General features: G+C 40.3%; 20 protein-coding genes. 1 reads left to right on the top strand and 19 read right to left on the bottom strand.

The annotated features are described in order from the left end of the window. The first annotated feature begins 43 nt into the window (after window positions 1-43). Window positions 44-1,627: a ClC family H(+)/Cl(-) exchange transporter gene (locus DP73_RS08520; protein WP_034598836.1), complete on the top strand. Its 1,584-nt coding sequence runs from the start codon at window positions 44-46 to the stop codon at window positions 1,625-1,627. 126 nt (window positions 1,628-1,753) lie between these two features. Here the strand turns inward: DP73_RS08520 and DP73_RS08515 are convergent, their stop codons facing one another. From DP73_RS08515 to DP73_RS08430, 19 genes are all read right to left on the bottom strand, one after another. Beyond that, window positions 1,754-2,860, bottom strand: a complete 1,107-nt coding sequence (locus tag DP73_RS08515; protein ID WP_034598834.1) for a 4Fe-4S dicluster domain-containing protein — start codon at window positions 2,858-2,860, stop codon at window positions 1,754-1,756. Window positions 2,861-2,977: 117 nt separating this feature from the next. Further along, window positions 2,978-4,990: an FAD-dependent oxidoreductase gene (locus DP73_RS08510; protein WP_034598832.1), complete on the bottom strand. Its 2,013-nt coding sequence runs from the start codon at window positions 4,988-4,990 to the stop codon at window positions 2,978-2,980. Between the two features lie 140 nt (window positions 4,991-5,130). Beyond that, window positions 5,131-5,562, bottom strand: a complete 432-nt coding sequence (locus DP73_RS08505) for a MarR family transcriptional regulator (RefSeq protein ID WP_348982401.1) — start codon at window positions 5,560-5,562, stop codon at window positions 5,131-5,133. A gap of 247 nt (window positions 5,563-5,809) precedes the next feature. Continuing rightward, window positions 5,810-7,702: an ABC transporter ATP-binding protein gene (locus tag DP73_RS08500; protein WP_034598831.1), complete on the bottom strand. Its 1,893-nt coding sequence runs from the start codon at window positions 7,700-7,702 to the stop codon at window positions 5,810-5,812. Continuing rightward, on the bottom strand, window positions 7,699-9,426 hold the full coding sequence (locus tag DP73_RS08495; protein ID WP_034598830.1) for an ABC transporter ATP-binding protein: 1,728 nt from the start codon (window positions 9,424-9,426) through the stop codon (window positions 7,699-7,701). Before DP73_RS08495 ends, DP73_RS08500 begins: the two co-directional genes overlap by 4 nt. 20 nt (window positions 9,427-9,446) lie before the next feature. Beyond that, window positions 9,447-9,890: a MarR family transcriptional regulator gene (locus DP73_RS08490; RefSeq protein ID WP_034598854.1), complete on the bottom strand. Its 444-nt coding sequence runs from the start codon at window positions 9,888-9,890 to the stop codon at window positions 9,447-9,449. Between the two features lie 183 nt (window positions 9,891-10,073). After that, window positions 10,074-11,198: a toxic anion resistance protein gene (locus DP73_RS08485; protein WP_034598828.1), complete on the bottom strand. Its 1,125-nt coding sequence runs from the start codon at window positions 11,196-11,198 to the stop codon at window positions 10,074-10,076. Window positions 11,199-11,247: 49 nt separating this feature from the next. Next, window positions 11,248-13,632 (bottom strand): YceG family protein, encoded by a 2,385-nt coding sequence (locus DP73_RS08480; protein WP_034598853.1) that lies wholly within the window; start codon window positions 13,630-13,632, stop codon window positions 11,248-11,250. A gap of 86 nt (window positions 13,633-13,718) precedes the next feature. Beyond that, on the bottom strand, window positions 13,719-14,060 hold the full coding sequence (locus tag DP73_RS08475; protein ID WP_034598827.1) for an arsenate reductase family protein: 342 nt from the start codon (window positions 14,058-14,060) through the stop codon (window positions 13,719-13,721). 202 nt (window positions 14,061-14,262) lie between these two features. Beyond that, window positions 14,263-14,667 carry a hotdog fold thioesterase gene (locus DP73_RS08470; protein WP_052090496.1) on the bottom strand — a complete coding sequence of 135 codons (405 nt, stop codon included), beginning with the start codon at window positions 14,665-14,667 and terminating at the stop codon, window positions 14,263-14,265. A 246-nt stretch (window positions 14,668-14,913) separates the two neighbouring features. Continuing rightward, on the bottom strand, window positions 14,914-16,365 hold the full coding sequence (locus DP73_RS08465; protein ID WP_034598825.1) for a sigma-54-dependent Fis family transcriptional regulator: 1,452 nt from the start codon (window positions 16,363-16,365) through the stop codon (window positions 14,914-14,916). Window positions 16,366-16,554: 189 nt separating this feature from the next. Beyond that, window positions 16,555-17,337, bottom strand: a complete 783-nt coding sequence (locus DP73_RS08460) for an enoyl-CoA hydratase (protein ID WP_034598824.1) — start codon at window positions 17,335-17,337, stop codon at window positions 16,555-16,557. A gap of 18 nt (window positions 17,338-17,355) precedes the next feature. Next, on the bottom strand, window positions 17,356-18,210 hold the full coding sequence (locus tag DP73_RS08455) for a 3-hydroxyacyl-CoA dehydrogenase NAD-binding domain-containing protein (RefSeq protein WP_205623375.1): 855 nt from the start codon (window positions 18,208-18,210) through the stop codon (window positions 17,356-17,358). Window positions 18,211-18,253: 43 nt separating this feature from the next. After that, window positions 18,254-18,415, bottom strand: coding sequence for a hypothetical protein (locus tag DP73_RS23395; RefSeq protein WP_165574395.1), 162 nt, complete (start codon window positions 18,413-18,415; stop codon window positions 18,254-18,256). Window positions 18,416-18,504: 89 nt separating this feature from the next. Further along, on the bottom strand, window positions 18,505-19,698 hold the full coding sequence (locus DP73_RS08450) for a thiolase family protein (RefSeq protein ID WP_034598823.1): 1,194 nt from the start codon (window positions 19,696-19,698) through the stop codon (window positions 18,505-18,507). 104 nt (window positions 19,699-19,802) lie between these two features. Continuing rightward, window positions 19,803-20,657, bottom strand: coding sequence for a 3-hydroxyacyl-CoA dehydrogenase family protein (locus tag DP73_RS08445; protein ID WP_034598822.1), 855 nt, complete (start codon window positions 20,655-20,657; stop codon window positions 19,803-19,805). Window positions 20,658-20,887: 230 nt separating this feature from the next. Continuing rightward, entirely contained in the window at window positions 20,888-22,642 is a 1,755-nt protein-coding gene (locus DP73_RS08440; RefSeq protein ID WP_034598821.1) for an acyl-CoA dehydrogenase family protein, read from the bottom strand. A gap of 66 nt (window positions 22,643-22,708) precedes the next feature. After that, window positions 22,709-24,052 (bottom strand): MFS transporter, encoded by a 1,344-nt coding sequence (locus DP73_RS08435; RefSeq protein WP_034598820.1) that lies wholly within the window; start codon window positions 24,050-24,052, stop codon window positions 22,709-22,711. Window positions 24,053-24,142: 90 nt separating this feature from the next. Next, a complete protein-coding gene (locus DP73_RS08430) occupies window positions 24,143-25,426 on the bottom strand; it encodes a CoA transferase (protein ID WP_034598819.1) in 1,284 nt (427 codons plus the stop codon). Window positions 25,427-25,709: the final 283 nt, after the last annotated feature.

Genomic DNA, 25,709 nt, shown 5'->3' with positions numbered 1-25,709 from the left:
TAATTTTCAAGAACGCATGCAGAATAGTGACGGGGGTAATATTTTGACTGGTAAAACATTCGATGGACTGATTCACTGGCGAGACTTTAAGCTCAAGCTTTTCTTTGAAGGAATTATCATAGGCCTTTTTTCCGGTATAATTATTGTTGCTTTCCGATATGGTTTAGAACAGGCAGAGTCATTACGGGAATTTATTTACCACACAACAAGTTGGTCCGGCTATAAAATAATAAGTTTAGCCCTTGGACTTGTATTCATAGCCTTCATACTGAATCTTATAGTTAAAAAAGAGCCCCTCGTAAGTGGGAGCGGTATTCCACAAGTAAAAGGCATCTTAACAGGGCACCTAAAAATCAAGTGGTTACCCGTTCTCATACTTAAATTCTTTGGAGGCATTTTGGCCATTGGCGCCGGTTTATCCTTAGGGCGAGAAGGGCCTTCCGTGCAAATAGGTGCCACGGTTGGACAAGGTGTGAGCAGACTTTTAGGCCGTTTAAAAATTGAAGAGAAATTCTTAATTACCAGCGGGGCGAGTGCAGGTTTAGCAGCAGCCTTTAATGCACCCCTATCTGGCGTTATTTTTGCGGTAGAAGAATTAAACAAAAACTTTTCACCAGCTATTTTGATGTCTACAGTTGCGGCCTCTCTCTCTGCAGACTTAGTAACTAAGTTTTTCTATGGGTCATCTTCGGCTTTTAATTTTCCTCAACTACCCATTCTGCCGGTTAATTATTATATTCACTTAATTGGATTAGGTCTAATAATCGGCCTCTTTGGCGGCCTTTTTAACCGCTCTTTATTAAAGACCCTCGAACTAAGGGATAAATTAAGTAGGTTCCCGAACACAGTTATTATTGCTATTCCACTGCTGATTGCCGGTGTTTTAGGTTATCTGCTTCCTGAAGTTCTCGGTGGCGGTAATCAATTAATAGACTCTCTAAACCAACACTATTTTCCTTTAAGCTTTCTTTTCCTCTTAGTATTGGTGAAATTTTTCTTTACCTTAATCAGCTATGGGACAGGTGTTCCTGGTGGCATATTCTTACCTATCTTAGTCATCGGCGCTCTAACAGGTAATATTTACCACGATTTAATGGTTAATATTTTTCATGTTAGCCCGCTCTACAGTAATAATTTTATAATTTTTGCAATGGCCGCCTACTTTACAGCGGTTGTTAAAGCACCTATAACCGGAAGTGTTCTTATTACTGAAATGACAGGCTCCTTTAGCCACTTGTGGGCACTTATCACAGTTTCTACCGTCGCTTACCTAGCCAGTGATCTTTTAAAAACAAAACCGATATATGAAGCACTCTACGATCGAATCCTAACAAAAAAACAACCTCTCCCTAAACATGAAGAGACGATGATTTTAGTCGAAACCATTGTTTGTCTAGGTTCAGAAATTAGTGGTAAAACTATCAAAACTATTGTCTGGCCCAAACATTGCTTATTAGTAAATATTAAACGAGGAGATCAAGAGATCATACCTCAAGGGGATACAAGAATTTATGCCGGAGATCATATCTTTGCTTTAGTCAACAAAAACTATGCCACGGACATCGAACACGCTCTCAGTTCACTAGCCATGGAAATTGATCATTTACCTAATTCCTCGTTGAAGTAGATAATCCGTCTAAAAAAATCGCCAAAAAAGCGACCTTCCTCGCCTTAGACAGTGAGAAAGATCGCTTTTTTATTGCTGTAACCAATCAAATAGTACGGACTAATTTTTTCTCATCCTGTTATCTGGTTATCGCCCTTTCTCAGCGGCCATTCTTCTAAACTTTTCTTTAATGTTCTCCGGAGGTATAGCAATCTCTGATCGGCGTGACATGATCAAGGATTCGCTTGGGCAAGCTTGGGAACATACTCCACAGCCAATACAAACTTCATTGCTTATGACTGGGATAACTGTACCGTCTCCTTGATTGGTCATAGTAATGGCATGGATGTGACACTTTTCCTCACAAATACCGCAGCCAACACAACTTTCCAAATCCGGGGAAGGTATGAAATTACTGGGATGAGTGGCGAAGACTTGCTGTTCATTGATTCCGCGCAACACTTTACAACAACAACCACAGCAATTACAAATATAGGTTGGTTTGTTCATGACGTTATCGCATAGATGGACTAACCCAAGTTCCTGGGTTTGTTTAAGTACATTCAATAAGTCTTCGACAGTTGCCGGCTTGCCTAGCCCTTTGCGGACTATCCATTCCGCTGCCCCACCCAGAGAGATACAGACCTCCGTTGGAGCATCACAGGCTGTACCTAAATGCGAGGCCTCATGACGACATGCACAGGTGGTAATCGCACCTCCGCCCGATTGCCGGATGACTTCCGTCGCCTTCTCATAGTCCAATACTTCAGTTTCTACCGCTAAAGGAATAACATTTTCATAGATAAGAGTCCGCATTACTTTAGTATCTATACCGGCAATTTCTTTCATTACACCCGGACTGTGAAAATATGTTTCGAATAGCTCGGCCAACTCTTTTAAATCAAGCTGACTTCCTGTTCGCATAAAGGTATATTCAAAGAATCCGACTAACATAGGTGTTAACATATAATAGAAGGTATCTTTGCGCGGTATATCCAGTACTAAGCCTTTGTCCGACATTCCGTCTAATATAATTTTCAATTCTGTTTCTTCAATGCCCGTCAGGGCTGAAATCTTTTGCAATGGCATTGGAATTGATGAGAATTTACTGCCTACTAAAGCCTCATTTTCTGTATACAGACGATGAAGAATTGCCATTAGGTGTTCGTTAATCGGCGCTCCTTCCGGGGTTTTGCTTAGGCGCTCAGCCAGCGCATTATAAACCTCTTCTTTAGAATTAATAATATGACCCATATAATATACCCTCCTCCTTTAGCGAGATTCGAAGCCAGCCGCACGAAAATATCAACGCTATTGAACTTCCCCAGCCTTACGTCTTTCGCACCTCTAAGTTCGCACTTCGTGCCTCGATTATTTAATCCCCTCTGCATAAGCCTCATGAATGGCATCGAGAACCTTGCGCGGCTTTGCAGCATCTCCAATAATACTAATTTTCTCTAACTTATCTTGTAAGGAGTTATAGAGTTCATTTTCTGAACGGGAGCCTACGGCTAAAACAACAGTATCTGCAGGAATAACCTTTTGCGTATTGTCATTGGCACACTCTACTAAAAGTCCATCCGGACGAATTTCCAGCACCGTGTGTTTATCCAAGCAGTTTACTTTATGGCGCTTCAAATCAGCCAACATAGACCAACGGGTACTGGCACCAATATCTCTCCCAATTCCTTTAGCCATCTCTAAAACAGTAATCTTTTTCGTTCCTCGTGTCAACAAGTTATGAAGCTCTTGATCTGTTTCAGCATGTTGAGCCATCAGAAAACGTAAGGTATCGCTATTTATGGTGCTAGCTTTCGCTAAAAGCAAAGCCGTATCCACTCCAACAGCCCCACCCCCGACAATAACTACATTTCGTCCTGTCTTTTCACGACCTAATAGTACATCCCAGGCCTGCAGTACCTTTACACCTGCTGCAATTTTTATAGATGGGGTGACGGGGCGGGCTCCGGTGGCAATAATTACCCGCTCAAACTCTCCATTCTGGACTGCGGACAATATCTTCTCCGGTGTAGCCTTTATATTGTATTTAATTGTTACCCCAAGCTCCTTACAGGCGTTAATCAAGTAATTTCTAAAGTATAGGAAGTCTTGTCGTTCCGGAGGAGCCGCAGCTAAGGCTAATTGTCCACCAGCCTCCCCACTCTCTTCCCAAATTGTTACCTTATGACCACGAAGTGAAGCGACTCTCGCAAATTCCATTCCCGCGCAACCGGCTCCAACAACAAGGATTTGCTGGCTGTCAACAGATTGACCCATAGGCCCAAGTTCAAACTCTCTACCAACCTCAGCATTTACCAAACAGCTGACCGGCTTAAGGCGGAAAACATTGTCTAAGCAGCCTTGATTACATCCTATACAAGGACGAATTTTATCTGATTGTCCACTCATCCCTTTATTGGGCAAGTCGGGATCAGCTAACAGTGGTCTTGCCATACCGATAAAATCTGCCAAGCCCTCTTCTAAAATACTCTCTGCCAGTTCAGGAGTATTTATTCGATTACAGGCAATAACCGGAATAGAAACAGCCTGTTTAATACCATAAGCAAGGTAAGCGTATGTTCCGGGAGGTACATTCATGGTAAGCTGCGGTACTTGGGTTTCATGCCATCCTCCAGTTACATTAAGGGCATTAACCCCGGCCTTCTCTAAAGCTTGACAGAAGGCTCTGGATTCTGTGTTGGTGTTGCTGCCTGGCACAAAATCATTGCCGGCTACGCGTACAATTATAGGATAGTCCGGCCCGACAGCTTTGCGAACCGCCTCTACCACTTCAAGTCCAAAGGTCATCCGAGCCTCAAGGTCTCCGCCATAACGATCTTTTCGTTGATTGGTTACCGGCGAAAGAAACTGGGATATAAGATACCCGGCACTGGCTAAAATTTCCACCCCATCAAATTCGGCCTTTTGCGCAATGATTGCCGCTTTGACAAAGGAAGCGATTATTTCCTGAATTTTTTCCTCAGTAAGTTCTTCCGGGGTTTGACCGGTTAATTTGGAAGCAATTGGAGAAGGAGCTACTGAAGGCTTACCGGTGAGAGCGGGATGGGCATACCTTCCGGCTTGATAAAGCTGGGGCACGATCTTTGCACCTTCGGCGTGGACTGCATCAACTAATTGACGCAAGCCCGGAATATATCCTTCATCATCAAGTTGTGTCATTCCAAAGGCATTTCCAATCCGATCGATTCCACACCCACCAATAATAATTAGGCCTACTCCACCTCTAGCACGTGCACGATAAAACTCAATGAGTTGATCATTAACCTCCCCAACAGGACTGTAACCTAAATGCATTGGGGTCATAACCAAATGATTGCGCAGCTCAAGTTTTCCAATTTGAGTTGGCGAAAATAAAATTGACATCAATAGCCCTCCTCTTAATATTTTTCTAAGCCTACCGAACAAGATATATCTCAGGTAATAAGGTTTGAATATTCAATCTTTTTTAAGGAAATAAAATATCATTCCCCCTTCAACAAATACAATAATTGTAGGATTGATGACTAATCTAAAGAGAGCTTTTCAAGAACTCTCTCAAAGGTGGCAAACTCCTCTTCTGTAAAGCGCTCTTTAATTTCTTGATCAAGCTTTTCAGCTAAATGCGCCATCTCGCTGATTTGTTGCTTAGCTTGTTCCGTCAAAAACACCAGGAGAGATCGTCTATCCTCCGGGTCATTTCTTCTTTCCACTAATTCAAGTCGTTCCAGGCGATCCAAGATGGAGGTAAGGGTAGACCCATCCATTTCTAAACTTTTGGCAAGTTCCTTAAATTTAAGGCCATCCTTTTCCCACACAGCGCTCAAAACATAAAATTGAGATGGTGTTATACCATACTGGGAAAGGTTCCCTTCATAATATCTATGTACCTTTCTCATGACTCTACTCAGTTTGTAACAAACATATTTTGATGGATTTCTGCTGGTCTCATTTGTCAAAGCTTTAATACACCTCATTAACAATTCAATTTTCTGCTGAGTATTTTCCATTCCTACAAAGATGGCTATAGAAATGTTTGTACAGTAATTAATTGTACCTCAATTGTTTGTGCACCAATAAATTTATAGTTAAAGTATACCCTATTTTGATTTTTTTGACAATGACTATCTTCAACTTCTTCAACCGGGAAAAAGCGCCCTCCCTCCACTCTATCAGCATGTGGAGAGAGAACGCTTGCTGATTGTTCTACACTACCTCAATACTTGTACCTGTAAACTGGCTATTGTAGAGATCTGCGTAGAAACTCTTCTTAGCCAGTAGTTCGTTATGAGTGCCCATCTCAATAATACTGCCCTGATTCATAACCAGAATTAACTCTGCATCCCTAATCGTAGAAAGCCTATGGGCAATGACAAAGCTAGTTCTACCCTGCATTAGTTCTGTCATAGCTTTTTGGATATAAGCTTCTGTTCGTGAATCAACACTGCTTGTGGCTTCATCTAGGATAAGGATGACTGGGTTCGCTAAGATAGCTCTGGCGATTGTCAATAGCTGCTTTTGACCCTGGGAAATATTCGAAGCCTCTTCGTTTAGGATTGTGTTATAACCTTCCGGAAGTGTTTTGATAAAATGGTGGGCATGAGCAGCTTTGGCCGCATTAATGACCTCTTCTTCAGTAGCATCTTCACGACCGTAGGCAATATTCTCGAAGATTGTGCCATTAAACAACCAGGTGTCTTGCAGAACCATCCCGAACATACTGCGTAAAGAACCGCGTTTAATATCCCTGATATCAATTCCATCAATTAGTATTCTGCCATTGCTTATCTCGTAAAAGCGCATTAACAAATTTACTAATGTTGTTTTACCGGCTCCTGTTGGTCCAACAATCGCAATCGTATTTCCTGGCTTTACATCAACATTGATTTTTTTCAGGAGCTCTTCTTCTTCCTCATAGCTAAAGTCCACATTTTCAAATCTTACATGCCCTTTAGGGAAAGGAACTATCTTTGCCTCAATAGCATCGGGGACTTCTTCTACCTCATCAAGCAGTTCAAAGACACGTTCAGCTGAAGCAATAGTTGATTGAATAATATTAGCAATATTTGCTGTCTGAACAATTGGTTGAGTAAACTGTCTGGAGTATTGAATAAAGGCTAAAATATCCCCTATGCTGATCATGTTTCTTGTTGCAAAAACTCCACCAATAACACAAATTATCACATACCCTAGATTACTTACCAATCTCATAAGCGGCATTATTATCCCGGAAATAAACTGTGCTTTATAGCCTGCTTGATAGAGTTTTTCATTAATGGTATTAAACCTTGCAAAGGTCTCGTCCTCACGTCCGAAAGCTTTAACAATTTTGTGTCCGGCATAGGCTTCTTCTACAAGTCCATTGAGCTCACCTAACGACTTTTGTTGAGCAGCAAAGTGTTGCTGGGAGCCCTTGGCAATCTTAATTGTAACCACCATATAAAGAGGCAAGGTCAAAATCACAATTAAGGTTAGTAATGGACTTATCGATAACATCATAACGATAACCCCTATTATAGTAACCAGCGAAGTTATAAGTTGAGTAAGGCTTTGTTGCAGAGTGGTAGAAATATTGTCAATATCATTGGTAACACGACTCAAAATCTCGCCATGAGTCCGGGCATCAAAGAACTTAAGGGGAAGACGGGAAAGTTTCTCATCTACTTCCTTGCGCATCTTATAAACAGTTTTCTGGGCAACTCCGGCCATGATATACTGCTGCAGATAACTAAAGGCAGCACTGATGATATACAAACCAATCAGGATTAACACAATTTGACTAATATAGGTAAAATCCAAGGACGGGACAGCCTTCCCTGCCTGGGCTGCCATCATTTTGGCACCTAGGCCTTCGCCAATTTTCGTTACCCCTTTCCCCATGATTTTGGGGCCAAGAATACTAAAAATTGTGCTTAGGCTGGCAGTTACGAAAACAAAGAGAAATTTTGTTCTCTGAGGCTTTAAATACTGCACTAACCTCCGCAGAGTTCCTTTAAAATTCTTGGCTTTTTCTACAGGTTTTCCTAACGATCCCATCGGCCCGCCCTGTTTTCCACCGGGAAGTCCTTTTTCTTTGTTGGTATTACGGTCTTCACTCATCCTACTTCCTCCTCAGACAATTGTGACGCTACAAGTTCACGATATACCCTGCAATTGTTCAACAGTTGCGCATGAGTTCCAATACCCGCAATAATTCCTTCATCTAAAACAATAATCTTATCAGCTTCCCTCACTGTCGGTACGCTCTGGGCGATCAAGAAAACCGTGGCCTCTTCAATCTCTGGTCTTAGGGCAGCGCGTAGTTTAGCATCGGTTTTAAAATCCAAAGCGGAAAAGCTATCGTCAAAAATGTAAATATCCGGTTTTCGCACGAGAGCACGAGCAATTGAAAGCCGTTGTTTCTGGCCTCCGGAAATATTAGCTCCGCCTTGGGCAATAGTATGATTAAACCCCTCTTCCAAACTCAGAATAAATTCTGTAGCTTGGGCCACATCAGCAGCATGCTTAATTTCTTCTAGAGTAGCATCTTGTTTCCCATAGCGAATATTTTCCGCAATTGTCCCTGAGAAAAGAACTGTCTTTTGTGGAACAAAGCCAATCTTTGCTCTCAATCCTTTCTGACTCATATCTTTAACATTGATTCCATCGATAAGAATGCTACCCTTTTCCGTATCGTAGAAGCGACTGATCAGATTGATCAAGGTTGATTTGCCTGAGCCTGTCCCCCCAATTATGGCCGTCACCTCACCTGGCTTCGCAACGAAATTTAGATTGTTAATAGCAGGTTGATCAGCACCGGGATATCTAAATGAAACATCTTTAAATTCAACCAACCCTTTTCCGTCGGTCACTGTTACCGGCTTTACAGGATCTTTGATATCTAAATTTGTCTCAAGTACTTCATTAATTCTTACTGCAGAAACCTGAGCGCGAGGAATCACAATAAACAACATCACTAACATTAACAATGAGAATAGGATTTGGGTTGCATATTGGATAAAAGCCAAAAGTGAGCCGATCTGCATAGCTCCGGAGTCAATTCTGATGGCTCCGAACCAGACAAGGGCTACAGTCGTTAAATTCATAATCAACATCATCGCCGGCATTAAGGCAGCCATAATCAGATTGATTTTGATGGCGTTCTGCATTAAATCCGCATTAGCCTCATCAAATCGAACTTTTTCTTTCTCTTTGCGATTAAATGCCCGTATGACTCTAATGCCGGTAAGATTTTCCCTTAAAACAAGATTTAACTTATCGAGCTTTTCCTGCATTAGTTTAAAAAGAGGTAAGGCTCTAAATAAGGTTCCACCAATAATCGTAAACAATACCGGTATTACAACGACTAAAACCCAAGATAAGGATATATCTTGTTGCAATGCCATAACAACTCCACCGATACTTGTAAGGGGGGCCGTAACCATCATCGTCAGGATTAAGACGGATACTTGCTGGATTTGGTTAACATCATTAGTCGTTCTCGTAATAAGAGTCGCTGTGCCTAATTTATCAAACTCATGCAAGGAAAAACTTTCAACCTTACTAAAAAGCTTTTCGCGAATTATTTTCCCAAAGCCTATGGAGGTTCTGGCAGACAGGTAGGCTGCAATAATTGCACATATAGTTCCTCCAGCGGCAATTAGCAGCATAAAGCCACCGGTCTTTAGGATATAATTAATGTCTTTATTCACAATCCCTATATCAACTAGGTCAGCCATTAAGGTTGGCAAATAGAGGTCTGATATAACTTGAACAAAAAGCAGCACTACTACAGCAGTGATATACGCAGTAAAAGGTTTGAGCAATCTAAATAGCTTAACCATAGATCTCACCTCATTTGATATTAATCTTTATCATATTTTCTTAGTAGATTTCTCAAGGTGCTCAATCCCTCATATACTTTCTCTAAGTCTTTAGAGCTCCCTTCGCTCAAAATATTTTCAATCTTTTTCTCAAACTTCACATGAAAACATTCATGCATTTCCTTAAAACTTGGGGTTATACTTACATAGACCACTCTTCGGTCGGATTCACTTCTTAGCCTTTCTACCATTCCTTGTTTTTCAAGCCTGTCAACGATACCTGAGACGGTACTATTTGAGAGATTCATTTTGTTGCTGAGCTCATTGATCTTTAATTTTTCTTCTTTACTTAAGATTCCAAGAACCATGCCTTGGGGGGGAGTTATGCCCACGTCTTCAAAGACTTTACTCATACTGCTTCTAAAGAGCATCATTACTTCCTGAAAGAGACTTGCGACCAATGCACTTTTATTTTGATTTTCCATAAATTCCTCCATAAACTTATTTTCCTCCGCAAGTATTTATTTCGCATAGAAATATTTCGTACACGAAGGATATTACTCCTAAACCATTAATATGTCAAATTTAAGATTATGTCAATAATTCAATTACGCAAAACAAAAAGATGATTCCTGTTTCAGTACAGAAATCATCTTTTTTGTGTTTGCTTATCTGACAATCCCGCGATTTACAAAATCTTGTTTGAGAACCTCTAACCTTCTTGTACCATCGATTCGTTTTTGTCTCATTTCCTCTTGAATTGCCTTCGTATCCTCGATGCCCTTGACAATTGTTTGCCATGATTTTTCTAAGGTTTCAATATTTACCGAACTGCCCGTGGCCAGCTTGGCAACCATTTTCGATTGAAGGGCAGTATTTTCAGCATTTCTAAGCAGAAGCTCATTTGTTTTTTCATCTAAGGCACTCATCGCTTTAGCTTGGACCGATTGACGTTTCAACATAATTGCCTGCACCAAGCATTGCTTGAAAATCGGCATGGTAATGACGAATGCCGAGTTAATCTTTCGAACCAAGTTATAGTTACCATACTCTATTGCTTTGATGGTTGGCATACTCTGGACGGCAACATTTTCAGCCAACTGCAGATCATAAATTCTCTGTTCCATTATTTCTTGTACCTGCAGCAGGTTGTTAACATTCATTTGATCTACTCGGTTCCCTGTCTCGTTAGCTCTGGCTTGGGCTGCCGGAATAATATTATTCTTAAGCTCGGCAAGTACTACTTGACCGGCGTAGATGTATTGTCCTAACTGCTCATAATACTCGACGTTTTTATTAAACATGTCTTCCAGGTGTTTATTAGCGGTACCGATTTCAGCTTCGTATTTCTTGAGGGTAACAAAGACCTTGTCAACTTCATCACCCATAGAGTTATATTTTTTGAACAAAGCCTCAACAGTGTTTTTAGCTTTAGAAAAAATCTTTTCTAGGAAGCCGGGAGGTTTATCCTCAAAGTCCTTAATATCAAACTTGTCCATGATTTTATTAAGCTGAATTAACAATTCGCCTGAATCCTCAACTTTAGTTGACTGCATGGAATGCAAAATAGCATCAGAGAACCGGGAAACCTCTTCCGCTGTGTTTTTGCCGAATGTCATAATCGAGTTAACATCTTCTAGGTTAATTTGTCTTACAATACTGCGAACTTCCGGACTCTCCATGACTTTTGTCTTAACTTCATTTTTCTGCTTTTCGATATCAAACTCCGGAATTGGGGCCGGGACTAAACTTTTATCTTCGGTTAAAGTTGTGGTAAATCCTTGAATCTCCATCTAGGTTCCTCCTCAAACAAATTGTTTTATTGGCAATATGGTATTAAATCTAACGCAGATTGAAGAAGCGCGATAATAACCCCGGTTTTTGCGCAGAAGTTGCTGGGATATCAGCTAAAGAAGGCATATCTAAATCGAATTTAACCTGTGGAAGCTGAAAAAGATCAAAATAAGCTGGCTTAATGTATTGATCAATGGTTTTATAGTTCGTTGGAGTTAAAACTAAAACATCTAGACCAATGCGGTTAAAATAGGCAAGGATAATTGCATCGCTTTCACTGAAAGACTGTTTTTCATGATCATAAATCACGATTTTGGGAATCTCTTGAGGAAAATCAAAGACTTCAATCAGCTTTAGAATTTCATCCTCCATCGTTAAAATAGTCATAATCATCTTCAGCTTAAATTTATCATTTACCGCTGTTATAAACAGGTCAGAGCCAATTAATTCATTAATTTTTCCAATTAAAAAATGCTGTAAAGGTGCTCTAAGATGGCTAAATTTATAATGCTTGCTCATTATTACTTTTGCTTCATTTAAAAGCCCCTGGTCGGTTAACAAATAACTAGCCTGATATAGTTCCTGCTTCGTGTAACTTACATTTGTGAAGGGCAGACCACTAACAAGCTTAAAATTCGGGACTGTTGAGAGGTTTCTTAAGTCCTGCCAATAAGCATTCAAATCCTCACTAACTCCATTAATTTTGGCAAATAAGTTAGGAACATAAACCTTTTTGTTTTGAATTTTAAACTCCGGTCGAAGTTTTGCAGGTTCTCTCCATAATATCTTTAGTTCATCATAGGTCGTTTTAAGAGTGATGGGTTGGGTTCCATAATTTTCAAACTGCCACGGCTTGAAAAGCCCAACATCCTCTCCATAAATTATTTCTTCAATTTCTTTAGAAGCGTTGTAAGCAATTGTGCTTTTACGAATGTATCTTTCTTCAATGGGAAAGGATTCCAAGGTTAAATTATTGGGATTCTGAATGAGATGGGTCAGCTCATTATCCTTATCAAAGATTCCAAAGGGTTTGTCCCCCTCTTTGTCCGAATGCACAAAAAGGACATCACATCCTAACCTATGGAAGGCATATAAGAGATAAATTTCGTGGGCTTTAATTCCGCCATAAAACAAGACTTTAGGATTATGATCCGGGGCCTGGCTCAAGGAGACTCTGGGAAATAAATGAATCAGGTATCGATTTAGCCAAGTGACTATTTTTAACGAGAAATTTGAAACTATTGATAAGTTAGCATTTTTGTTTTTCTCAGCAAATAGATCAACAATGTCAACAAACGTCTTTTTTATTGTATTGTCTAAAAGCTCATTATTGAATTGCGGAAGTATTTTTACTCTTAAAATTTGTTCAATGACCTCGAATCTATCTTTAAAAGGATAGTTGCTAAACCCAGAGGGAATTGAGGCATTCTCTGCGGCACTAGGTGCAGGAATAGCATCAATGAATTTTAGATAATTCCCCAGTGACTGTAATGATCGATCTAAGTCATAAAGACTATTGTAATACTCTGCCTCCCAATCATCGGAAGAGACAGGTACGCCAATGTAACGAACAAAATATGTTGGTTGTATGGGATAAGGATGCCCAATGTAACCACTTCGCATTTTTAATGGAACAAGCATTTCTTGGAGTATAATCTCAGTTCTTTTTAATTTGACGACAACTATTGGATCATTTACTTTAACTATTTCACGTTCCTTTAGCTGGTCTACCGGCAACTCTGGGTCCTTCTTTATAGAATCTGTTAATTCTTTTTCTTTTACTTCTTTTTTAACTATCTGATCAGGAAATGAATGGATTGATGAATCCTTGGAATATTTTACAAGCATCGAGTATTCATTGTTCTTGTCTACATATTCAAACTCATCTCTGAACGAGGTATTGAGTACGAGTACATCACAGCCGATAAGGGACATTAGTATGAGGTAATATACTTCATGTTTTTTAGGACTACCCCAGTAAATCACCTTAGGATTATAGGGAGACTTCTTAAGAATTTGTTTGCCGTAATCTCCAAACCAGAGTAATATTTTGGTTCCGAAGTTTACAGCCATACTTAAATTAATCTCATATTCATTGGCTATATAGAGATTAAAAATTGTATCAAAGGCATTTCTTATCCATCTATTCAACTCGCTGTTTGAACTTAAAGAAAAATAACCTTGGGAATCCAATAGATTTGCTAAGGCTCCATTACTAAAGTCTTTAAGGGGAACAGGCTTAAATAACTGCCTTAATCGTTCAATAACGCTCAAATCAGTACTTACCGGAATGGAATTGTCAAATAGAATATAGTTATCTGTAAGTTTTAGATGTTCGTTTAGACTTGTGATTCGAGTCAGATACTCTGTTTCGTCATCACATCCAATAATTCTATAGAAATATACATCGTACTTAGTACCCCTTTCCTGCAAAGGAGACAGTATATCTTTAAAAATATTATTGGATTGTTTTAAAACAGTCCTATTTCCATTACTGCTCTCCGTATTTTCTCCCTCCTTTATTCTTGCCAGGACTCCCAAATAGTTGGTTCATAACCAACGGTAGCCTGTTTGCCATTTCTTACAATAGGGGTATTATATAGGCTGGGATTATTTAGCAGTATCTCTTCTTTCCCACTTGGAGAAATAATCATATTCATATTTAATCTTTTATAATCTTTAGAATTTGCGTTGATCAATTTATTCAAGCCTACTGCCGTTTTTACACTTTGGAGTTCACCTTTACTTAAGCCCTTTATCCCCAAGTCAATGAATTGATAGTTTATTTTTCGTTCTTTAAAATACCGTTCTGCTTTTTTCGTATCAAAGCATTTTTTGACTCCGAATATTTGTATATTCATTTCCTATTGTCGTCTCCTCATCAAACATCTAATATGATTATGGCAATATTCAATCTAAGTGATACTTAGTCTTTAAATAATTCTACGCAATATATCGAATCCCTTCAAAAATAAGCGAAAAAATGGAAATCCCAAATTAATAACGCCTCCGGCCCTTTAAGTGGCTAGAAGCGTTACAGTTAGAGATCAGAAATTGCATCCCCTATTTTATATTAATTACAGCCATTGTACACCTTGAAACACAGATTAATTGGTCATCCTCATCCGTGATTTTAATATCCCAGACCATAGTTGTCCTTCCTTTGTGCAAAGGAATTGCAATTGCTTTAACAGTTCCATCCCGCTTAGCACGAATATGATTAGCATTGATCTCTAAGCCAACTGCCTGCTGAGTATCTTGGTTTATGAGGTTATAGGTTCCCACGCTAGCCACTGTTTCAGCTAAGGCTACTGACGCTCCTCCGTGCAGCATTCCGAAAGGCTGCCGATTTGCTCTGGAGATTGGCATTTCCGCAACAACTCGTTGTTCATTTAATTCTACAATTTGGATTCCTAGAACCTCCATAAGTGTATCTTTTGGAATCGGTCTCTTTGCAGATTTTTGCATAAATCCTCCCTTTTAGACAAGTAAATACCTATCATTAACTTATGTTGTCTATATAATTCTAACTAGATCGACTATTCTATTATATGCGATAAGAGATCTCCCTTCAAGAGTATGAATGTATTCACTCAAGTAGATCCCCCCTTTTACTTCTATGAACAACAAAACAAAGCGGTCTCTTCCACTTTCGGCAGTGAGAAAAGACCGCTTTTTATATAAACAACTAATTTTGCTGCAAATATTCTTAAGTTATTTACTATCTTTTAGCTTTCGATATAACATTGTCCGGTGGATTCCTAACCTTTGAGCTGCTTCCCCTATCCGACCTCCGCATTGAGCGAGCACTTGATTGATATACTCTTCTTCAACCGACTTTATGACATTTTTTAGAGTACCTTGATAATCCCTACTGGCTTGCTGACACCTTTGCTCGTTTTTTAAACTAGGCTTTCTATTTACGAGAGAATCCTCATCAAAATTTAGGATGTCATTGGAAGAAGTAATAACCAGTCTCTCAATAACATTTCGTAACTCACGCACATTACCTGGCCAATTATAATTAAACAATAGCTGAGTTGCTTGGGTAGAGAATTGTTTCTTTAAAGAGTACTTTCTGTTTAATTCTTCAAGAAATTTATGAGCAAAGGCCAGAATATCTTCCGGTCGATCTTTAAGAGCGGGTAAATTAATCGGTATAACATTAAGTCTGTAGTATAAATCGCTTCTAAACTGCTTCTGATTAATCATTGTTTTCAAATCTCTATTGGTTGCTGCAATGAATCGAACATTAATATGATGAATGTTTGTATCTCCCAGCCTTTTAATCTCGCTGGATTCTAAGACACGCAAGAGTTTCGACTGCATGGATAAAGGCAATTCAGCAAGTTCGTCCAAAAACAAAGTCCCTTTATCGGCTATCTCAAACAATCCCGGTTTCCCCTGGGGGTTTGCTCCTGAGAAGGCACCTCTTACATAGCCAAAGAATTCAGACTCCAGCAACTCATGAGGAATAGCAGCACAGTTAACCGGAATAAACGGTTCCTTAGATCGATAACTATTTCTATGGATATGTCTTGCCATAACTTCCTTACCAGTCCCAGTTTCTCCAATTAGCATGACTGTACTGTCAGTTTTGGCAATAACATTGCTTATTTTAATAATTTGTTTCATCTGGGGGCTCTCAGCCACTATTTCCTTGTTTCCGGAATCCACTTCACTCAAGTATTCTACTGCAGTCTTATATCTGTGAACAGTTGATCGTTCTTTTTCAAGAGCTGCTATATATTCATCGACTAAATCTTTGTCTCGGGCATTGGTGATAACCATGACAATTTCTCCGTTTTCATCCAGAAGAGGTTTGCTAGTTGCCATTTCCTGAACACCATGTTTGTTTCTTACGATCCCTGAAACTACGGTGCGAGTTTTAATGGCCTTCATAGTTGGTGACCAATCATAGGTGCCCTTTTTGACAAGACTCTCCACATTTTTGCCGATTAATTCTTTTGTCGTATAGCCCATAAATACTCCCGTACCTGAATTCGCTAAGAGAACGTTACCGTATTTATCTGTAACAAAGATTGAGTCATATGAATTATCAATGATCTGTTGTAAAAACTGTTGTCCTGGAGTTGGTTCTAGTTTTCCTAGAAGAAATTCTTGTTGCGTGGCCTGAGGCTTTTCTTGTTCAGAACCAACAGTCACTTGTTATCCCCACCTCTCTATATCATTTAGTATATTATTGAATATTCTGTATTTTAGGGCAAACTCCTTCTATCTCCTTAAATACATTCTTCGACTAAATCATCACTAAAGTGAGATTAAAATAGCCTTCTAGGTCAATAACTTATTTCCCTAAAAGGCTACGAGATTATTTTCGGATTATTAACTATTTCATCGGTTCTTAAATACCGGTGGGCGTTTATTGATGAACGCGTCAAGCCCTTCCTGTAAATCTTCTGTCCTAAAAATCTTTTCAACATGCTGCATTTCCATTTCTAAGGCTTCCTGTAAAGGAAGCTCCGTTCCCTTGTTTACAAGCTGTTTAGCATAAGCCATAGCAACACCTGCACCCTTAGCCAATTTTTCAGCCAGTTTAAGGGCTTCTTCTAAAGCATTCCCCAAAGGTACTACCTGGTTAACTAGTCCAATCTTCAAGGCTTCTTCTGCTGTAATGACAGTACCTGTAAATAATAGCTCTTTGGCTTTAGATTGACCGATTAACCTGGCCAGTCTTTGTGTCCCTCCTAGTCCAGGAATTAGACCTAAAGTCACTTCCGGCAAACCAAGTTTCACCTTTTCATCAGCGATTCTAAGATCACAGGCTAATGCCAACTCACATCCCCCACCAAGAGCTAACCCATTTAGAGCAGCGATAACTGGTATGGGTGCTTCCTCCAGGTAAGCAAACATTTCCTTATAAATTGTGGCATTTTCTCTTGGTCCAGATTCCATCTGCTTAGGAAAATCTTTGATATCCGCACCTGCGACAAAACATTTTGATCCTGCCCCTGTAATGACTAATACTCGAAGATCCTTTGCTTGCCTAACTTCCATCAGAATTTGTTTCAATTGTTCTCTGACCTCTAGGGTAAGTGCGTTCACCGGAGGGTTATTGATTGTAATAACTCCCACACTTTCAATTATTTGAAGTTCAACGACTTTGCTTTCTGACATCCAAGTTCCTCCTTATTATTAAATGTACGTGTAAAAACCCTTTCCTGTTTTGCGACCAAAATGTCCGGCTTGGACTAAACGCTTATGAATGGTTCGCGGCCAAAATCTTATATCTCCTGTTCCTTCATACATAACGTTGAACACGTCAAGAGCATTGTCGAGCCCGATCAAGTCTAACAAGGCCAGTGGTCCAATTGGATGATTCATTCCTAATACACACGCTCTATCGATATCTTCAGCAGAGGCTAAGCCTGCTTCGTACGCTGCCACTGCTCCATTTAATAAGGGAATCTGAAGATAATTTACTAAAAAACCTGGAGTGTCTTTTGCTCTAATCGTCTGTTTGCCAATTTTTTCACAGAATACTACACAATCGTTATAGGTCTGTTCACTAGTTGTCAAACCCATTACTAATTCTACTAACTTCATAACTGGCACCGGGTTAAAGAAATGCAACCCAATAACCTTATCCAATCTTTTTGTCGAGCTGGCAATTTCCGTCACTGACAAAGCTGAGGTATTGGTGCAAAGAAGTGCTTCAGGCTTAAGAATCCCATCTAATTCTTTAAAAATCTGCTTTTTTAGGTGAATATTCTCAAACACAGCTTCAATCACAAGATCGACATCAATCATTGCCTGATAGTTATCACATAGTACAATTTTATCGAGGATATTCCGCTTATCAAGTTCAGTAATTTTCCTTTTGTCAACGAGTTTCTGAATAACTTTCTCGAGCTTGGCCTTACCCATTTGAGCCATCTCCAGGTTGGTCTCAAATAATAAAACCTCGATTCCAGCTTGAGCAATTGTTTGGACAATACCTGATCCCATGGTTCCGGCTCCACCCAGTACAGCTACTTTTTGGATCTCCATTCTTCACACCTCACCCTTGTCAACTCAACCCGAATATTACAGGTTAATTAGTTTTCAATCTAGCAATTTTCGTTACTTCCATTTCTTCCATTTCATCATCAATCTCAATTAATGCCGCTAACCACTTTGCACGGTTATCTTTGTTCTCGCTTAAATTCATCAAAACTTTTTCTCGCTGAAGAAGTAAGATTTCGGTGCGTTTCAAACTTATCAGACTCCCCTCCCTAGGTAATAGCTTTAGATTCAAGGCTGCAAAATCTTTGCAGCCTTGATAGCCAGTTTAAGATTATTAAATCAAGATACCTTAATGACTAAAGCTGCCCCCGTATCTCCTGCTGCACACCCAGTGAACAGGCCATAACCTCCACCTAAAATTGCCAACTCCTCGATCATCTCTATAATAGCTCGACCGGCTGTAGGCCCTTGAGGATGCCCATATACCAGGGAGCAACCGTAATTATTCATTGTCATTACGTCGATACCCATCTCATTGGCCATGTATAAATCATTAGCTGTGAAGGGATTATGTGTTTTAATAGCTTTCACGTCCCCAATACTAACTCCCGCTTTCTCTAACGCCATTCTAGCTGCCGGCACAACTGCCATTGCCATGTGGGCTTTTTCTGCACGAGCAAAACCATAAGCTAAAATCTGCACTTCTATATTTTTATCCGTGCTTAGGGCCCGGGCTTTTTCCCTTGTGGTAACAATAAGTCCGCAGTTGCCATCTGCCGGGTGAGTTTGAGCTCCAAATGAGTGCACACCACCAGGTATCACGGGTTTTAAAGCTGTTAAACTTTCCAAGGTTGTAGGAGTTACCCCTTCATCGGCTTCAACAATTCCGATTTTCTTTTTACTAATTTTAAACTCAACAGGGATTATATAACGTTTTTGAAATGCACGATCGTTGGCTAAGGCATCTTGATATTGCTCATATCGTCTAGCCGTAACCTTATCTACGTCTTCCTTAGTAATCCCTCCCGCTTTGTTAACAACGTTTTCAGCAGTCTGTATCATGGGAACCCCTCTCCAAGGGCCACCATCAAAGTTATCCATCATCCAACTTTCTGTAATCACTTCACCGCCAGGCCCCTTTGGATTGGGCCAAACTGTGAAGGGTCCGTTAGAACACCGATCAGTGAGCATACAAAATGAGGTTTCGTATAGCCCAGTTTCGATAGCTGCAGACGCTTGATTTAGAACAGTCGTAGAAGTAGAGCAGGCCTGGGTAATGTGCATTCCAGGTATATCAGGATTTCCCATCAGATAGGCAGCCCAAGGAGCATCATAAAAGGTATAGAGTTGGCCGATAGTTTTGCCAAAAACTAGGTATTCAAAGATCTTGGGATCTATTTCTCGTGATGCAAGCCACTTTTTAGTTGTAGCAGCTGCCAGTTCAACAGCATGTTCATTCTGCAAGCTGCCCTGCCAACGAACAAAAGGAGTGCTGTAGTAACCACCATAAGGAATAAACGCTTTAGTATACATTTTTATAATACCTCCCTAAAATAGCCATTAATTAACGGTGTATCCAACCTCTATAAGGGAATATGTCTCTTAAACATTTTCAATTTAGCTAGACGAGTTTAAATTTAATTATTGTAGTCGTACCAGCCAGCCCCCGTCTTCTTCCCAAGGCGTCCAGCCCGGACGATAGCCTTAATCGCCTGGGGAGGATTCCATTTCATGTCTTTCGATTCATTAAATAAATAATCAGCAACATGAACAGAGATTTCTACACCAGTAAAGTCCATCAGCTCGAAGGGACCCATGGGATAATTCAAACCCAACTTAACTGCCGTATCAATATCGGCTGGAGTTGCTATTCCTTCTTCCACAATACGAATTGCTTCAAGAAATTGAGGCATCATTATTCGATTTACAATAAAACCGGGAGTATCCTTCTGAACGACCACCGGAGTCTTGCCCATTCCCTGAGAAACCTCTGATGCTAATCTGACGGTTTCATCACTGGTGTAATATCCTCTAATCACTTCTACCAATCTCATGATCAAGGGTGGATTAAAGAAGTGTAAACCGACCACCTTATCCGGGCGTTTGGTGGCAGAAGCTAGGGTAGTAATAGACATTGATGAAGTATTTGAGCCAAAAATTGTATCAGGGCCACAGATAGTATCAAGTTTTTCAAAAGCCTTCTTTTTGACCTCCATATCCTCGAAGATTGCCTCAATCACCAGGTCTACTGAGGATAGATCCTCCATATTAGTTGTAATGGTAATCCTCTTCAAGGCCTCTTCCTTTTCATCGACGGTCATTTTTTGTTTTTGTATGCTTTTGTCCATGAAACCAGCTATTCGTTTAACTGCACCTTCGACGAATTTTTGTTCAACATCACATAGTACAACCTCGAAACCTCTCGCAGCTGCCAAATGCGCTATCCCACCACCCATAGAACCTGCTCCTAATACCCCAATCTTTTTAATCATGACGCTTTCCTCCAATTTGATTATATATTTTAATTATTCTGTAAAATTAATAATGCAACTTGCATGCCAACCTTGCTTAGTACGTCAACCCCCTTGTAAACTCCATTCCAGAATGAAGGACTTGTAACATCGCTAAAAGTGTAAAAATCTTTTACGATTATGTAAAAAATTTTTAAAGTCAGGGAGTCTCAAATTATTTAAGGCTGCAAAACTTGCAGCCCCTTAATAATTTAGACAATATATTTTCCTTCTTTAGAAATAGCAAAGGCAATCTCTTGTCTTAGAGCTACCGTGTTTCGAATTGAATAATGCGTTATTTTCTTCAGGTTTTCCAGCAAATGCGTTAATTCTTCACCTTCAGCAAGAGCCGTTAAGGTTTCTCTTGCGGTGTATTCTAATATTCCTATAGTTGAATTAATATACGCCATAGCCATATTCATCTTAAGTCTGGCATTAGCCTCACCTTGGTTAACAACTGCCTTTTGCGCTCTAAGCCATGCACTCTCCATGGCAAATGCTTGCATAGCCAGATCCGCTAATCTTCCAATTATTTCTTGATGCTTTGGCAAATTCTTTCCATACTTCTGGATACCTGCTCCCATGGTCAACAAGAAAATATCCTTGGCAGCCTGAACTAACCCTTCCTCTCCCTCTCTGAGAATATTGCCCCCAGCAATTTCTTCGTGAAGTTTAGTTATTTGTTCGATAAGAGGCAACTCCCCTTTGGCTTCTCTGCGCATTAAGGTTACCGGGATTATAGTTCGATTAATTTCATTTGTACCTTCAAAGATCCGGTAAATTCTTGCGTCCCGATAAAGCCTTTCGATAGTGTATTCCGCACTAAAGCCGTACCCACCATGAATTTGTACCCCTTCATCAACGGCATAAGCCAGTGCCTCAGTGGCAAAGACCTTGTTCATTGAACACTCTAGGGCATATTCTTCGATACCTTTGGCAGCTACCTGACCTCCATCCTCTCCTGAAGTATCCAGACTATTCATCATGTTTTCTAAAAGTCCGCCAGTACGGTAGACCATGCTTTCTGTAACGTAGATTTTGACAGCCATTGTGGCCAGCTTCTCCTTAATCAGACCAAATTCTGCGATAGGAGTTCCGAATTGCTTCCGCTCGTTAGCATAGGTTGCTGCCAATTCTAGGGCGTATTTAGCATTACCGACGGAATTTGCAGCAAGTTTATAGCGACCTAAGTTAAGAATATTAAAAGCAACAACGTGTCCTTTGCCAATTTCAAACAGCAAGTTTTCCACTGGCACTTTTACATCTTCTAGAATTACGGAACGAGTCGATGATCCTTTAATTCCCATCTTTTTTTCTTCTGCTCCAGTGGTTAGACCCTCCGAATTTCCATCCACAATAAAAGCTGTAAATTTGTCACCATCGATTTTCGCATAAACGATGAATATATCCCCCATCGCCGAATTAGTAATAAACTGTTTAGTCCCATTTAGAACATAATATTTCCCATCAGAACTCAACTCAGCTCTCGTCTTAGCTGACAAAGCATCTGATCCTGCTCCGGGTTCAGTTAAGGCATAGGCACCAACTTTTTTCCCCGATGCAATTCCAGGCAGATACTTCTTCTTTTGCTCATGAGTACCAAACATAACTATTGGCATACTGCCGATACCGGTTTGACCACCTTGAGTCATAGCGAAGGAACCGGATCGTCCCATACACTCGGCAATTATTGTAGTGCTGATTTTATCCATTTCCATGCCGCCGTACTCGTCTGAAATATCCGCTCCATTAAGACCTAACTCACCGGCAGCCTCTAACAATTCTCTAATTAAGCCCTCTTTTTTGGCTTCCAATTCATCCATCTGAGTTAGAACTTTATCCGTAACAAAGCCAGCAGCCGTTCGGTAAATCATTTTGTGCTCTAAGGAAAAATCCTCTGGGGTGAAAATATCCTTGGGGTTTGTTTGACTAAAAAGGAAACTGCCTCCCTTAGGTAAATTGTTCATTTTATTCGCTCTCTCCCTTCTTTATTTCATGCCGCCACCAAAGCAGCACCATCAGAGGCTAAATAATTAGGCTTTAGCTCTGCCAATACTTTCAATACTTCTCCCTTTAGTCTCATCGATCATATAAAAGGCGACAAAGGAAGCTATTACTGCCGGGATAGCAAAGAAAATAAAGATTCCTGTAAACCCAACTCCTATCTGCTGGACAAAACCAGCGGCGATGGGGCCAATAAATCCGCCGACGCGCCCAAATGCTTGGGCTGAAGAAACACCCGTATTTCTGAATTCAGTTGGGTAACCTTCTGCGAGAAGGGGCTGTGTTCCACTTAACCCCCAGTTCATGGCCATTCCTACCAACATACCGCAAATAACCACTTGCCATTGGTTGGTTGCATATCCCAAAAGAAGAATAGCTACAGCTGTAAAAATCCAACCAAAAATTACATTGGTACGCCTTCCAATGATATCTGCAACATAACCTGTAACAAAGCTGCCAATCATTCCGAACACATTTTGAAGAACGGCAAAAGAGTAGCCTTTTACTAAGCCATATCCTTTACCTACTAACAATGTTGGTAACCAACCATTGATTCCATAGATAACTACTGAACCCATAAAATAGATAACCCAAAGTGCGATAGATGCCTTTCGAAATTCTTTAGAAAACAGAGCACTAACACCAACTTTATTGGGGGGCGGCGGAGCAACCAGTGTCTCGGATGTCCAATCACTTGCTTGACCCTTAGACGAAATTTCCATACGTTTGATTATTTCAATAGCTTCTTTTTCCCGCCCTTTTCCTAAGAGCCAATGGGTTGATTCAGGAAGAGCGGACATCAAAACGAAGGCATATAAAGCTGGAATACCACCCACCAGGTAGCAAACACGCCATCCAAGCAAAGGCACTATATAAATTGCTACAACACCAGCCACCACCCAACCTAAGACATAGAAGGCCATAATCGATGCAGAAAAATATCCTCTATTTTTGGTAGGTACACTTTCTGACATCATTGTGACAGCTATCGGAATGCAACCACCAAAGCCAATCCCCCCTAAAACCCTCAGAATAGCAAAGGCTTCAAAACTTTGTACATAATAAACCGGAAATGTTAACACGGAATAAACAAGGACAAAGATCGCAAACGCTTTTTTTCGGCCAATTTTATCGGATATGACCCCTGCACTGAGTCCACCAATTAAGAGACCTAATATACTCCACGAAGAAAGACTCCCGGTTTGAATCTTCGTTAAGGCCCATTCTTGAGACATCTGAGGCATTGTATAGGCTACAATCATATAGTTATACCCAGCAAAAATCAGAGCCAGCCCAATTAAGAAATAGATCTTAAAGGTATATTTAGACACTCCTAATTTATCGACAACTTCTGAAATTGAAACTTTATTCATCTTTTTCGCCTCCTTTGTGTATTTTTTAAAAAATTAATTTATTATTTACAACTCAAGGCAAATGACAATTTAATTCGGAAGCTCTACTTATTAAATAACTCCCTTCTCTCTAAAAGCTTCAATTTCATTATAACTGTAGCCCAAAAGAGTATTAAGTATGGCTTCTGTATCTTGACCTATGGCCGGGGCACCACGCCATACCTGGGCTGGCGTCTCGCTCATCTTTGGACAGAATCCAAACCCTTTCACGGTTTCACCTAATGTCTCATCTTCATACTCGATGAAATTTCCTCTTTTTTGATAGTGCTCACTGGCAGCCAATTCAGCAGACGTCCTGACAATACCACAGGGAACCTTTAAGCTTAACAAGTATTGTTTGGCAGCTTCAGCATCACGAGCTGCAACCCATTTAGTGGCGATCTCATTTAGTTCAAGACCGAGTTCAGAGTTTATGGCTTCTATTGACCCCCCTGCCGCTTCATGACTATACTTATTGAGGTCAAGTTCTAAGGCTTTAACAAAGCGTCCGTAAACTGCCGGGCCATAAGCTCCAATGTACAGATACTTCTCATCCTTGGTTTTGAATAGATTACCGGGTTGGAAGATTGCCACCTTATTCCCTTTCCGTTCTCTGATTTTGCCAAGCATAAAGTATTGTACAAAGGTGTCATTAAGAACCTTACTCATCGCCTCAATTTGAGCAATGTCAACTGCTTGCCCCTTCCCGGTTTTTTGAGAGTGAATATAAGCCATTAAAATACCGTTAACTGCAAACATTGCCGTCATATAATCATTGATAAATGTTGCTGCATGGGAAGGTGGGGAAGGCTCAGGAAAACCATTAACAAACATATAACCGCCTTCAGCTTGACCAATCGGATCATAGGAAGGCCGGTCGCACTCCGTTGGCACACCACCAAACTGAGGTCTTCCAAAACCGCTTATATGGGCAATAATCAACTTCGGATTGACTTCCAACAACATCTGTTCGGTAATTCCTAACTTTTCAGTCCAAACCATATTTTCCACCCATACATCACAGTTCTTAATCAGAGAGAGAAAAATTTCCTTTGACTCCGGTATCTTGAGGTTTATTTCTAGGGTTAGACTGAGCTTATTTCTTGCTTCCTGAATCCATCCGGCACTTACCTTCCTGTCACCGCGTCTTATAACCGGAGCCTGATCACGATAGGGATCGCCGACATTTGGCCGCTCAACGTGAATAACTTCGGCCCCATATTCAGCAAGTAATGATGCGGCAAAAGGTGCTGCAACAATACTACCGGTCATTAACACTCTCATACCTGTCAATGGTCCGTATTTGGGCATCAAAGCAGGTGCCGGAACACGCTCAATTTTCATCCATCTACTCATCGAATTCTTATCCCCTTTCCGTTTCTAGGTGAGACTTAAAAAGCTATTCCGTGCGGTTCACTGAATAATCCCAACACATTGCTACTTGAAAGAAATCTCGCCTTAAAGATTAGGTCTGAAGACTGTTTGCCCCGCACACAAAGGCTTCTCTAAATTAATAAGTGATATATCCTCCTTCGTAGACGAGATTACTTTTCGGATTATTCAGTTAATTTAACCTTATTGCAATTGCCATGCCATCAAACTTTGCTCCTCCAAACCTACCTATTTCAAGGATTCTCAT

This window comes from Desulfosporosinus sp. HMP52 (genome assembly GCF_000765145.1).
In the GTDB taxonomy this organism is placed as follows: Bacteria; Bacillota; Desulfitobacteriia; order Desulfitobacteriales; family Desulfitobacteriaceae; genus Desulfosporosinus.
This window is presented reverse-complemented; position numbering and strand designations above follow the sequence as displayed.

What these genes read in the sequence shown, in the direction of transcription:
- DP73_RS08440 (WP_034598821.1), bottom strand. Translation starts at nt 22,642, where the DNA reads ATGAACAATTTACCTAAGGGAGGCAGTTTCCTTTTTAGTCAAACAAAC.
- DP73_RS08450 (WP_034598823.1), bottom strand. Translation starts at nt 19,698, where the DNA reads ATGTATACTAAAGCGTTTATTCCTTATGGTGGTTACTACAGCACTCCT.
- DP73_RS08515 (WP_034598834.1), bottom strand. Translation starts at nt 2,860, where the DNA reads ATGGGTCATATTATTAATTCTAAAGAAGAGGTTTATAATGCGCTGGCT.
- DP73_RS08445 (WP_034598822.1), bottom strand. Translation starts at nt 20,657, where the DNA reads ATGATTAAAAAGATTGGGGTATTAGGAGCAGGTTCTATGGGTGGTGGG.
- DP73_RS08485 (WP_034598828.1), bottom strand. Translation starts at nt 11,198, where the DNA reads ATGGAGATTCAAGGATTTACCACAACTTTAACCGAAGATAAAAGTTTA.
- DP73_RS08495 (WP_034598830.1), bottom strand. Translation starts at nt 9,426, where the DNA reads ATGGTTAAGCTATTTAGATTGCTCAAACCTTTTACTGCGTATATCACT.
- DP73_RS08470 (WP_052090496.1), bottom strand. Translation starts at nt 14,667, where the DNA reads ATGCAAAAATCTGCAAAGAGACCGATTCCAAAAGATACACTTATGGAG.
- DP73_RS08500 (WP_034598831.1), bottom strand. Translation starts at nt 7,702, where the DNA reads ATGAGTGAAGACCGTAATACCAACAAAGAAAAAGGACTTCCCGGTGGA.
- DP73_RS08460 (WP_034598824.1), bottom strand. Translation starts at nt 17,337, where the DNA reads ATGTCAGAAAGCAAAGTCGTTGAACTTCAAATAATTGAAAGTGTGGGA.
- DP73_RS08510 (WP_034598832.1), bottom strand. Translation starts at nt 4,990, where the DNA reads ATGTCAATTTTATTTTCGCCAACTCAAATTGGAAAACTTGAGCTGCGC.
- DP73_RS08490 (WP_034598854.1), bottom strand. Translation starts at nt 9,890, where the DNA reads ATGGAAAATCAAAATAAAAGTGCATTGGTCGCAAGTCTCTTTCAGGAA.
- DP73_RS08475 (WP_034598827.1), bottom strand. Translation starts at nt 14,060, where the DNA reads ATGAATATACAAATATTCGGAGTCAAAAAATGCTTTGATACGAAAAAA.
- DP73_RS08430 (WP_034598819.1), bottom strand. Translation starts at nt 25,426, where the DNA reads ATGAGTAGATGGATGAAAATTGAGCGTGTTCCGGCACCTGCTTTGATG.
- DP73_RS08435 (WP_034598820.1), bottom strand. Translation starts at nt 24,052, where the DNA reads ATGAATAAAGTTTCAATTTCAGAAGTTGTCGATAAATTAGGAGTGTCT.
- DP73_RS08455 (WP_205623375.1), bottom strand. Translation starts at nt 18,210, where the DNA reads ATGGAGATCCAAAAAGTAGCTGTACTGGGTGGAGCCGGAACCATGGGA.